Source organism: Litoribrevibacter euphylliae (genome assembly GCF_042646085.1).
In the GTDB taxonomy this organism is placed as follows: domain Bacteria; phylum Pseudomonadota; class Gammaproteobacteria; order Pseudomonadales; family Litoribrevibacteraceae; genus Litoribrevibacter; species Litoribrevibacter euphylliae.
In genome coordinates this window covers 555,633-568,230 of record NZ_JBHRSZ010000007.1, presented here as the reverse complement: position 1 = coordinate 568,230, position 12,598 = coordinate 555,633, and the positions used below count along the sequence as shown (strand labels likewise).

Here is a 12,598-nt window from a genome sequence, read left to right as displayed (position 1 = left end):
AGGACTTTTAGGGCCAATCGCTATTCCATTTGCGCTAACGGCTCGACCGGGAACACAAAACAAGGCTTAACTTGCATGATTTCTTCCCGGAAATACCTATCTCAGTTTAAGCATGGGATCATGACCATCGCCTTACTGGGTTTAGTTGGTTGTTCAGATTTTTTCCCTATCGCCAAACACTCGCCTGCAAAAGACGATTTTATAGCATTAGCCGAAGATAACCGGGTTTTGTACAAGCAAGGTATGAAATCGCAAGCACTACTCATTCAGAGCGTTCTGAATGAACAGATTAAAATCGTTGAAGAAGTACACGGTAAACCTTTCGTTAATCCACCCATTGTTCATTTATGTGACACAAGGGAATGCTTTGCCAAATATACAGGAATCAAGAGTGGTGTTATTGCAGCGGTCAGCACAAACGGCTTGTTTTTAAAGCCCTATGTTATTACTCATGAGGATTACAAACGCTGGTTAGGCCATGAACTCTCTCATGTTCACCTACGCCAACAAATTTCCACCTTCGAAGCCACTTTTATCCCTTCATGGTACCAAGAAGGTTTAGCCACCTACTTGTCAAGTGGCGGCGGAGCTACCCAAATGACTCGGGCAAAGGCCATCGACTATATAAAACAAGGAAAACACATAGTCGCTGTTGATGACAGCTCTCCTTTCAGTGAAGCCTGGCCACTAAACTACGATGTTTCTAAAACAGATTGGCCTAAGCCTTGGTACCAACAACACATGAATTACCTACAAGCCGCTCTATTTTATGAGTTTCTTCATCCTCGTGGTGGGGTTGAACTCATTCGAGCACTTGAAAATGGCGACAGCTTTAACCAAGCATTCATAGCGGTTTACGGTAAAAAACCAGAAGACATGTTTATGCTTTTTAAGAACAGCTTGGCGACCAATCAAAGCGATCAAGAATAGGTTCAACCACGCCTCTTCATCCGATTCACTCTCGCCTTCAATAACATCCAGCTAATTGGTCGTACCACCAAGAAGTCTACGACTCGCCAAAGTACAGTTAACACCACGTACCAAAAGCAGAAGAAGCCCGCGAACGGTAAGAACAGCAAAAGAAATAACAATTTGTGCAACGGCCAAGTGACGATAATTAACAACCACCCCACGGCTTGCTGTGGTTTACGAATCGTCCACAGCCGTTGCCAGGTTCGCCAAGTCGTGGCTAAGGCCAATATGCCTAAGAAACCGGAGACCAGCATGTACATCTGTAACCCGCTGGGCAACCAGGGGATGATCCGAGCATCCAATTCAGAGCTGCGTTCCTCATCGGGGTGATGAATTTGAATGGTTCGTACTACTGCATGGGAGATTAGATGCGCTGTGAGATCTTCCGCAAGTGAACCTTCAGGTGATTTAGGCGTTTCAGTCTTTACTGTTTTCGACTGCCATTGCACCAAAGATTGACTGTTCCCCGAAGCATGTACCGAGAGATCCAACGCAGGCCCTTTAGGGTCGCTGAATTGATTAAAAAACTGGGCGGTAGTCCAGCCCACATCAGGTTCGCGCTCGTTCAAACGTTTCATTAATGCCTTGGTACTTTTCGTCGGTTCAGCTGAATCTAATAACACCAAGTTGATGTCGTTCTTTTCAGCCTTTATGAGCAATTCATGAACCGGCAGCGACTCTCCTTTATGGACAATCACCCCATCCCGAAGGGAAGCCGATAGCACCACCGTTTCTCGTTTCATATCATCTAAAGCATCGACCAGCTGATTCAAACCCACATCACGAGTACCGGGTTTGCCATAAGCCTTTTCTGCTAATGGCATATTGCTGCTTTTTGCTAACTGTAAGACATTAGGTTGTGAAGAAATAAGCGGGCGTTCCAGATGCCACAAGGCGTTCTTTAATTGACTGGTATCAGTAACAGACATTTGAACCTGCCGTTGCTTCACCATCCAACCAGCGCCGTTATCCGATGGTGGCGTCAGTTCAAACACTTCATTGTGTTTCGAACGAATCAGAATGGGCGTGCCCTTTGGCAAACGCTCGAATGCGGATAAATCTTTGGGAAGATCAAAGGCATCAATCAACAAAGCTTTCGGGCCAACCGTAAGATGATCGACGCCAACAATAGCTCCTTCGGCGGCACTCAATACTTTGACTGAACCGTCCGGTTGTTCAACGTGCCAAGAACCATCGGATTGCGGTTTGATTTTGGCTACTGCATCAGCATCTATGCCATCCGGCAAATCCAGTTTCGGAAGATTCACATCCACATCGGCATGCTTGCCCGCTTTGCCCAACTTGGCTAGACCGGAAATGATGCCGGCGTTGCTGAACACTGACACTAAAAGCAAGATACATAGAAGCAGCAGTCGTTGATTCCATGGCGTATCACGCCTTGATTTAAAAGAAGTGCTTTCGGTCAGAGTTAACATATAAACCTATCCTTGGGCATTTGAATATTTAAGCAAATCTCATCCAGAGGTGTTCTAGGGAAGCCTTTTCCCATACAATTTGACAAAAATAATTATACGAAATAGTAAAATGGACTTTAAAACAAAGCTTATCTGGATTCTGCTATCCATGGTGTTCATCAACCAATTGTACGCAGATCAAGAGTATCAAATCTCAAAACCCGCCAAATGGATTGACGTCACTGAGTACGATCCAAACACACCCTCTAATACTGAGCAGTTAGGCGACACTCGCTACATTTTGTACGATCGCCAGACCAATGCCATTGAGAACATCGCTCGTTATTATCATTTTGCCTTTCAGGTATTGAACGAAACATCCGTAGAAACCAACGGTCAGCATTTTTTCAATTTTGCGCCAAGCTTCGAGACTCTTACGTTTCACCGCTTTGATATCATTCGAGACGGTCAAAAAATCAATCAGTTAAAACCGGAACAAATCAACGTTCTGCATCGAGAGACAGAAGCTGAAGGGCTGATTTATAACGGAGAGCTGTCCGCTTCTTTCATTCTGGAAGATCTAAGACCCGGCGACATAATCGATTATAGCTATACCATCACAGGCCAGAACCCGGCTCTAGAAGATAATTTCTACGAATACATCGATTTACAGTGGGGCACTCCCTTAGAGTCACTGAATTATTCATTACTGTGGCCTAACGAGAAATCCATCTATATCCAAAAAACAAATACAGACATTGAGATTTCAGAAACCAGTACACAAGATTATAAGCGCATTAATCTTCAGCTCGATTATTCCGAACCTCTCACCTTAGACAGTCAAACACCTTATGAGTACAACCCTCGCGCCAGAGTCAGCCTGTCGAACAACAACGAGTGGGCTAACATTGTTGATTGGGCATTACCTCTGTATGCCTTGGATACCGATACTCCGTTGTTAGATCCCATCATCAAAGACATCCGTCAGAAGCATTCATCCATCAAAGATCAGGCATCTGCAGCACTGCATTATGTTCAGGACAATATCCGCTATCTTGGTCTTGAGCTTGGCAACCACAGCCTGGTACCGGCCAACATTGCCTCTACATTGGAAAAACGTTACGGAGACTGTAAAGGTAAAACCCTGTTACTTCTTAACTTGTTAGATCGGCTTAACATTGAAAGTTATCCGGCGTTAGTGAACAACAATTACATCACTACCTTCAACGCAGATGGCGTTCGTATTAGTGCATTCAATCACGTACTACTCACGGCATTTATTGATGGCCAACAGTATTGGTTAGATCCAACCATTAACAATCAGGAAACGAATCTCGATAAACTCTATCAACCAGATTACGGTGAGGCCTTAGTACTGAAACCAGGTCAACAGCAATTGACCATGATGGACAGCCAGTACTCTTCAACGCTCAAACAAGTAAAGGAGGTCATCGATCTTTCAGAAGGTATTGAACAAGATGGTCAATATACAATCACCACAAAATTAACAGGGTATGAAGCAGAACTCTTTCGACGCGAGATAGAAGCCAACACGGTGGAGCAAATATCCAAGCGTTATCTCAATTTCTACAACTATTACTACCCGGATCTAACGCCTTTAAGCCCGTTTACGACCGATTATGCTGACGATGCATTCTCCATTGTTGAGCAATACCGCCTTCCTAAGCCTTGGACTCTTTCGGGAGAGCAACACGAAGTAGACTTCTATGCGAACGCAATCTCACCCTTTCTAAAACAACCTAACACAACGATTCGCACGTCTCCTTATTCCTTAACCCACCCGGTAAACATAGAGCAGACGATTAAGGTTAATCTTCATAAAGACTCTTGGAATCTGTACGACGAAACCAATCAAGTAAGTAATGCCTATTTTACGTTGAACAGAGAAGTTTCATTTAATCATCAAACCAACCAACTGACCCTGAAATACCATTACCAAACCCATCAAAATACCGTACCGGTGGATGATTTCTCTGGCTTCTTAAAAGATCTTAATAACGCTTACGATCTAACCAATTATGGGCTTTACTGGCATCTCCCTGCGCCCACCATGGAAGAAACCGATTACCTCCCTTATTTCATTATTGGTTACTTCTCAGTTGGGGCCTTATTGCTTGTTTTGGCGTTCATAATGCTGATCAGAGAAAAACGACCTGATGATTACGAGGCCAAATTTTACCCCGTTGATAATATTAAGTACCTTGCTCTGTCCTTCATGACATTCGGTGTTTACACCGTTTACTGGCTATATAAAAACTGGCAATACATCAAAGAGCGAGATCAAAGTAACATCATGCCTCTAGCGAGAGCCATCTTCTCGATCATTTGGTATTACCCTCTGGCGAAACAGATTTTTCTGATCAACAAAGACAAGCTAACGAAACGTGATCACGCGATAATTTCCCTGTTATTGGTCGCATTCATCATCGGATACCTTATCTCCAATACTCAGGGTATTTATGTTTTTCTGGGTCTCGCGTTTCAAATCTTCTGCGTATTTTTCTTAGTTCTACTGGTAAACATGCAAAACCCGGTAAGGTCACCCGGCTACCTTCATAATTCTAAATGGCGGATACGTCATTTGTTTGCAGCAATACCGCTGAGCATATTCCTCGCATTCACCTTTGCGACATCTATTTATTTTATCCCCAGCACACACGTTGTTGACGGCCATAAAATATGGGATAACGACTTGAAGTTTATGTATCGAGCAAAAATTCTGGAACCAGGAGAACGACTGGGCCTATTCTATTCCTCTGACCTTTTCTCTATTCAGAAAGACGGCAATGGATTAACTGACAGAAAAGTTTTCAGCTATTGGAAAGAAGATAACCAACTGGTTCGAGAGTACGCATACTTTGATGAAATCGATGACATCTCCCTGGATCAATCTACTGGATCAACGTTAGACGATAGCACCTTAACCATTACTCGTACTGACGGCTCTAACTTTATTCTGTATTTGTCCAAAGAAAGTTTTGGCGATAAACGGTTTGTCAAAAGTCTAAAAGAAAGAATGCGCTGAGAATCACTCGAAGCGCACTCTTTTCTGAGATAGCAAACAGGTTTTCTACAACCCCATTTGCTTGGCGATCATCTCTTTCATGATTTCCGTGGTACCGCCGCCGATCGCTAGTAAGCGCGCATCCCGAGATAAACGCTCCACTACCGACTCACGCATGTAGCCCATGCCGCCGAAGATTTGTACTGCTTGATAAGTCACTCGTTCAGCAACGCCGGTCGCGAAGTTCTTTGCCATCGAGATTTCTTTGATCGGATGCTGACCAGCCTGCATCTTCGCAGCCGCACGGTAGGTGTATTCACGGGCAATATCGATCTCCGTCGCCATATCCACCAACTTATGACGAGTCACTTGGAACTTACCAATCGGGCGGCCAAAAGCTTCACGTTCTTTCACGTAAGCCAAGGATTCTTCTAATGCGATTTGCGCGGTCATGTAGCCCATAATGGTCAGCATCAAGCGTTCTTTAAGGAAGTTATTCATGATGCAGATGAAGCCTGCGTTTTCCTGTCCGATTAAGTTATCCACAGGCACCAAACAGTCTTCAAAAAACAGTTCTGCGGTATCACTGGCTCGCCACCCAGTTTTCTTTAGGCTCTTACCCACGGAAAAGCCCTGCGTGCCTTTTTCAATCAATAGCAAACTGATGCCTTGGTAACCCTCGCCGCCTGTTCGCACCGCGACGGTATAGTAATCCGCACGCACACCACTGGTGATGAAGGTTTTACTGCCGTTGACGCGATAATGATCTCCTTCTCGCACAGCACGGGTTTTGAGGTTAGCCACATCAGAACCACCACCCGGTTCGGTGATCGCCAAGGCTGCGATCTTTTCGCCAGACAGCACCTCGGGGACAATCCGTTGTTTAAGCGCGTCCGGTGCCCAGTTCACAATGGGTGGCAACGCAATATCCAACGAACCTAACCCCGCCACCAAACCACCGGAGGTGGTACGCATGATCTCCTCAGTAAAAGCGACTTTCATAAAGAGATCATCCTGAGCACTGCCACCAAAAGCTTCTGGATAGCCAATCCCCAGAAAGCCAGCATCACCAGCTAATTGATAGAGCTCCCTGGGAAACGTCTCTTGCTCTTCCCATTCCCCAATAAAAGGCGTGATGTGTTTAGCCACAAACTTCTGAGTGGCTTCCCGCAACATGTGATGTTCTTCAGTAAAGTAGTGTTGTAAAACGTCCTTCTGAGTGCTCATTGATTCTGCTCCGTTTTCCGTCATATCCAATGTGCCCACCCAACATAACCAAGCAAGCGCTTGATTAAATACTAACTGACAATATGACCATCATCATTGATCATAGTGAACAACTTTATTGGCGAATAATCTGCTAGAGTTAATCAGACGTATAACCTACTTAAATCAGCTGTAAGTAATTAGGTGAGGCAGTGATGTTCGGCAATCGTCGGTTAGAACAAGAAAATGAAGCACTTAAACAAGAACTCTCGTCTTTAAAGCAAGTCCATTCAGATCTTGGACAAGAAATGCTGTCTTTGGATCTCGACCCCATGGGAAGAATCACCAGCGTCAATGCAAGATTTACCGGAGAAACCGGTCTCACTATTGATGATCTAACGGGCAAAAACATTAAAGAACTGGTGCCGTCACACCTTCAAAACACTGAACACTTCAGACGCATGTCTCTTGCTTTAGAAAACAAAGCGTTGTGGATTGGAGCCTGGCAAATTACGAACACCAAAGATGAAGAGTTTTGGCTAAGAACCGTGTTGTCTCCTGTTAAAGATGTTCAAGGAAACATTCAATATTACATGCTCTATGCAAACAACCTTACCCGCACGATTGATGCTTCCGTACAATTTGAAAACCTGATCAAAGCCATGCAACGCTCAACCGCTGTCATTGAATTTGATATGACAGGTCATGTGCTCACAGCCAATGACATTTTTCTTAATGCTATGGGTTATTCATTGGACGACATCAAGGGTAAGCATCACCGTATGTTTTGCCCGCCAGACGTTTATGAATCACCGGATTATGAAGAATCCTGGAACCGACTCCGTCGCGGTGAGTTTATTGCCGATCGCTTCAAACGTGTCGATAGCCGAGGCCATGAAGTGTGGTTGGAAGCTTCCTACAACCCGATCACCAATGCCCAAGGCAAGTGCTATAAGGTTGTAAAATTTGCAAGCCTGATTACCGATCAAGTAAAGCGGGAAATAGAAGTGTCTAACGCGGCCAGCTTTGCCTATGAAACTTCTCAGGAAACCGATGCCAGCACCAAACGCGGTATTGAAGTTATGCACAACACTGCTGAGGTGATTCGTCAACTAACCAGCCAAATGACTCAAGCCGCCGATAGTATTAATAGTCTGGATCAACAGTCTCAAACCATAGGCACCATTATTCAGAGCATCAGCAGCATCGCAGAGCAAACTAACTTGCTGGCATTGAATGCCGCCATTGAAGCAGCAAGAGCCGGTGACCAAGGACGAGGCTTCGCCGTAGTTGCCGACGAAGTGCGACAACTTGCTTCTCGTACCTCAGAAGCGACCGAAGAAATCATTACGGTAATGAAGAAGAACCAAACACTGACAGCGGACTCCGTGAAAATCATCGAAGAAAGTCGGGAACAAGCCGAACAGGTTCAAGAGCTTTCCGCTCAAGCGGGTGATGTCATCAATAACATACAAGACGGTGCCAAAAAGGTCGTTGATGCGATATCACAATTTGCTAACCAGCTGTCTCACTGACAAGACCCTAACTCATGAAATAATATCAATTGTGTTAGTACTCTTGCCTCAGAGAATAAGCAGGACATTTTAGTCGTTAACCGTTAAGCTACGCGCTAGAGAACCTATCCAGAGTTCCAAATAATCCGACATACCCAAGATCGGAGATGATGAGGTCATTATGAGTAAACCCTTGCTCGCACTTTTGTTACTGGTCTGCACCGCCACAAGCCAAGCAGCATCAGACGTACCGAACCAGATTCAATCTAGCGTACAAGCCTGCGATGCTTGTCATTCAGATCAACACAACGCTAACAGCCACACAAGCAGTGTTGCTCCGGTATTGAATGGCATGTCCGATTGGTACATCGAACAACAACTTGCTAACTTTCAATTAGGCTACCGCACAGGACAAGGCCCGGACGCTGAACGCATCCAACAGGCCCACAGCAAAGAAGCCATTAGCGGCGACACCCTTTCGTTAGTTGCTGATTACTATGATGAGCTTGAGCACAGATTCAGTGACCTCACGCTCAGTGATACATCGAATCTTAATAACGGAGAGCTATTGTTCGAAGACAAGTGTGCTAACTGCCATACCAGCGCTTTTGGCCGCTTCCTCAGCGATGGTCCGGAAATTACACCTCTAGAAGCCCCCTATATTCTTCAACAATTGAAAGCAATGCAGACAGAGCAACGCAAATTTGCAGAAGAAACCAAGCATCATCGTAAGATGGTTGAACGCTTGAAAGACATGTCGACTCAGGATCTCATCGATATCGTCGGTTATATCAGTAAGAATGCGAAGAGCTTATAAAACAAGCCCAATCAACAACGAACCTGTGCTCATTACTTCTCGACTACTTCATCGCCGTCTTACTATCGACGTTCAAAGATCGTCTCGTGTCTCCCCGTCAAACACGAGACGCCAGTTAACGCATACAACCAATATCAGAGAACTTCATACAAAGTGAATGCAGAGAATCAAGACCAGAAATGTGTCTGCACCACTCTTTCAAGCTGATCTAAATATTAGACACCAAAGAGTCCAAAGGAACGCCTTGTTCTAACGTGTTTAAAGTGCCCGCTGAGTTAGAGTGGACTTGTTCAGAGGTTCCCTTGTTCTTCACGAGCCAGTAACTCACTGTTTGTAAAGCGGTTTGCTTTAGATCAACAGATAAAGCTTTTCTGACCGGGCCTCCGAGTTTTTATTTGCAAATAACAATAATTCTCATTATGATTCGCGCTATTTTCGCAACTGATATAAATCTCAATACCATCGTTATTATTGAGACGGGCTAAGGAAAGGCACGATATCAACACCGGAGTACATCAGTTGCCACCTAATACTTAGCAAAAGAATGGTAACGAGAAATGCACTTTCAAAAGAAGAAGCTAGCCGCCTACATTACAGCACTGATGTCTGGCAACCTGCTGTTTTCCGCTAACTTAGTACACGCGGACAACACCCCTGAAGAACTTCAGGTTCAAACCGCAGAAAAAATCGAGATCGTTGGCAATGAACTAACCAACGTCACCGAAGGCAGCGATACCTATGCCATTGAGGAAATGGGCACCGCCACCAAGTTCAAATTATCGGCCATGGAAACGCCCCAGTCTGTCTCAGTAATGACCCGTGCCCGCATGGACGATTTCAACATCGATACCCTGACACAAGTGGTTCAAAACACCACAGGCTTAATTGCTGAGCGCACCGAGACGGATCGTGTTTATTACAGTGCCCGTGGTTTTGACATTACCAATATTCAGTTGGATGGTGTAGGTCTGCAAAATACTGAAACCGCTTCAATCTTTAAAGGCGACATGGACACCGTTATCTACGATCACGTTGAAGTAGTTCGTGGAGCCAACGGTCTGGCAACGGGTGCGGGTAACCCTTCAGCAACCATCAACCTGGTTCGTAAGCGTCCTACCGAAGAGTTCATGGGCAGCGTTTCTGTTGCCGCCGGTTCCTGGGATAAATACCGTGCAGAAGCAGATGTCTCCGGTGCACTCACTGACTCTGGCAAGGTACGAGGCCGTCTTGTAACTGCGGTTGAAGACAAGCACGCCTACATTGACCGTTACAACCAAGAAAAAAACGTGGTCTACGGTGTGCTTGACATGGATCTCAGTGAAAGCACTGTGTTCACCGTTGGCGGTTCTATTGAGAACAGCCAAACGGACAGCCCAATGTGGGGTGCTCAACCACTGTTCTTAAGTGATGGTTCGCCGACGGATTTCCAACGTTCATCAAGCACAGGGACAGACTGGAGCTACTACGACTTAGAACAACGTCAATTGTTTGCAGAATTGGCTCATAACTTCCGTAATGGCTGGCAGGCCAAGGCCGTTGCATTACATACCAAACAGAAGTTGAGCTCCAAGCTATCCTATGTAGATGCCAACCCTATTTACGGCGTTCCAGCCTTTCCAGACGGAGCAGGTGGTTTTATCCCCAACCCTTTTGCGTCTTTTGAGCTCATGCTTGCAGCCTTTGCGTTTGAAGAAGAAAAAGAGCAGAACAACTTCGACCTATATGCCTCTGGCCCCTTCAAAGCCTTCGGTCGCGAACATCAGGCGTACGTTGGCGGTAGTTACTCCAAAGGCATCACCAACGCACAATATTATGGTTCAGCAAACATCAGTAATCTGCTGAACCCGACAGGTGTAATACCATTCAACGACTTGGATACTATGCCAGGTAACTTAGGTGATAACCTCGATGCTCGCGCGGTGGATCGCGGTCTGGCAGACTATAAAGATCGCCAGCTTTCAAGCTACGGTGCTTTAAACTTGAGTCTGACTGACCCCCTTAACTTGATTCTAGGTGCCCGTGTCAGTGACTGGCATACCAAGGGTGACTACTATGGCGCCCCTCAAGAAAGTAAAGACTCCGGTGTCATTACCCCATATGCAGGCATCACTTTTGATGTCACCAAAGCTTTGACCTTCTACGCCAGCTACACCGAAATCTTCAATCCACAGAATAAGATTGACCGTAACAACAATCTGTTGGAATCGGTGGAAGGCGTTGCCTACGAAACAGGCTTTAAAACCAGTCTGATGAACGACAAACTCACCGCTTCGTTTGCTTACTTTAATATTGAGCAAGACAACGTGGGCGTTGAAGACATCATGGTTGACGGTCGTCAAACCTATAAAGCCGCCGAAGGCTTAAACAGCAAAGGCTTTGAGTTCGAAATCGTAGGTGAAGTCACTGACAATCTACACACGACTCTTGGTTATACCTACCAAGATCTGGATGGCAGCGATGACGCAGGTAAAGAACTTTCCAAATACACACCACAGCAGCTGGTGCGTTTTGCCACCATCTACCGTGTACCAAGCTTGGAGAAGCTGAAAGTCGGTACCAGCATCAACTGGCAGGACAGCATCTCTCGTACAAACACCTCAACCCTTGGTCAAGAAGTGGCAACCCGTCAAGGCAGCTATGCAGTAATCAACTTGATGGCCAGCTATGACGTGACTGATAACCTTACGGTTCAGGCCAACGCCAATAACGTAGCGAACAAAGTCTACTACTCCAGCCTAAAGGCAAAAGGCACATACTCTCCATCAGCGATGTACGGCGATCCGGCAAATTACCAGATCTCAGCCCGTTACAACTTCTGATGATACCGTCCCGGAGGCCTGAGCAGGCTTCCGGGGCAATCCCTCATTGATTTTGCCTTTCTGCACCTACTTCAACAAGCCTGCCAATAGCGCCACTTTCTGAACATACTCGTCAGCCACTGTATCTGTCGCCTTGCCCCGCCCTAATTGATCTAACACATCCACGATGGCATCCAACAACAGATGCACAATCACTTGGCTTAGTTGCCCTAGCTCGTGACGGTTAAGATTGGGATAGCGCACTCTCAGCTCCGATGCCAATTCATCACTCAGCCCCTGCGCTTCACGACGAATAGCCGTTCGGATTTCCAAATGCTCACTGGTTCGACATTGCGGAATAAAGGTAAAGATGGCGGTATTTGTCTGAATAATCTCCACAAACACCGTCAACAAGCGCTCAATGCTTAAAGACTCGTCAGAAGACAATAGTTCACTGCGCGTTCGTCGTAATAGAACCGAGAACTCATCGATCAGGTTTAACCCCAGTTCTTCCATATCCTGGAAATGGCGATAAAAGGAAGTGGGTACCACGCCAGCGTTTTTCGCCACTTCTCGTAATGAGATATTGGAAAAGTGTTGTCCTTGCTCTATTAACCCGAGCGCGGAGTCCAACAAGGACTTTCGGGTCTGGCGTTTGCGTTCTTCTCGACTCATGATGACTTCTCATTTCGAACTTTGTGCATGAGTGTACACCAAATAAAAATCAAAATACGACCGTTTTATTCTCAAAACGTCAGTATTCATAGCAGTCAACAAATCCATCCCGTGATCGTATCTATATATAAAGCAAAGGCTAGCTACTCAAGCACGACAACTCTTTGGTTAACAGC

At 45.6% G+C, this 12,598-nt stretch carries 8 protein-coding genes; 5 read left to right on the top strand and 3 right to left on the bottom strand.

Translation table 11 applies throughout. The features are described 5' to 3' along the window. Positions 1–75: 75 nt before the first annotated feature. Entirely contained in the window at positions 76–930 is an 855-nt protein-coding gene (locus ACFOEK_RS17720) for a hypothetical protein (RefSeq protein ID WP_386722807.1), read from the top strand. A 2-nt stretch (positions 931–932) separates the two neighbouring features. On the opposite strand, the gene ACFOEK_RS17715 is transcribed toward ACFOEK_RS17720, so the two are convergent. Then, positions 933–2,408 (bottom strand): hypothetical protein, encoded by a 1,476-nt coding sequence (locus ACFOEK_RS17715; protein WP_386722806.1) that lies wholly within the window; start codon positions 2,406–2,408, stop codon positions 933–935. 109 nt (positions 2,409–2,517) lie between these two features. Here ACFOEK_RS17715 and ACFOEK_RS17710 point away from each other — a divergent pair, with 109 nt between their 5' ends. Further along, on the top strand, positions 2,518–5,433 hold the full coding sequence (locus ACFOEK_RS17710) for a DUF3857 domain-containing protein (protein WP_386722805.1): 2,916 nt from the start codon (positions 2,518–2,520) through the stop codon (positions 5,431–5,433). Positions 5,434–5,478: 45 nt separating this feature from the next. On the opposite strand, the gene ACFOEK_RS17705 is transcribed toward ACFOEK_RS17710, so the two are convergent. Then, the gene (locus ACFOEK_RS17705) at positions 5,479–6,639 is read right to left on the bottom strand and encodes an acyl-CoA dehydrogenase family protein (protein ID WP_386722804.1); all 1,161 of its coding nucleotides are present in this window, start codon (positions 6,637–6,639) and stop codon (positions 5,479–5,481) included. Between the two features lie 194 nt (positions 6,640–6,833). On the opposite strand from ACFOEK_RS17705, the gene ACFOEK_RS17700 reads away from it, so the two are divergent. The 3 genes from ACFOEK_RS17700 to ACFOEK_RS17690 all read left to right on the top strand — a co-directional run bounded on the left by ACFOEK_RS17700 (position 6,834) and on the right by ACFOEK_RS17690 (position 11,768). Continuing rightward, positions 6,834–8,153: a methyl-accepting chemotaxis protein gene (locus ACFOEK_RS17700; RefSeq protein ID WP_386722803.1), complete on the top strand. Its 1,320-nt coding sequence runs from the start codon at positions 6,834–6,836 to the stop codon at positions 8,151–8,153. Positions 8,154–8,313: 160 nt separating this feature from the next. Continuing rightward, on the top strand, positions 8,314–8,949 hold the full coding sequence (locus ACFOEK_RS17695; RefSeq protein ID WP_386722802.1) for a c-type cytochrome: 636 nt from the start codon (positions 8,314–8,316) through the stop codon (positions 8,947–8,949). A gap of 557 nt (positions 8,950–9,506) precedes the next feature. Further along, positions 9,507–11,768 (top strand): TonB-dependent siderophore receptor, encoded by a 2,262-nt coding sequence (locus ACFOEK_RS17690; protein ID WP_386722801.1) that lies wholly within the window; start codon positions 9,507–9,509, stop codon positions 11,766–11,768. Positions 11,769–11,834: 66 nt separating this feature from the next. Here ACFOEK_RS17690 and ACFOEK_RS17685 read toward each other — a convergent pair whose 3' ends face one another. Next, complete coding sequence (locus ACFOEK_RS17685) at positions 11,835–12,422, bottom strand: TetR family transcriptional regulator (RefSeq protein ID WP_386722800.1); 588 nt, start codon at positions 12,420–12,422, stop codon at positions 11,835–11,837. Between the last annotated feature and the right edge of the window lie 176 nt (positions 12,423–12,598).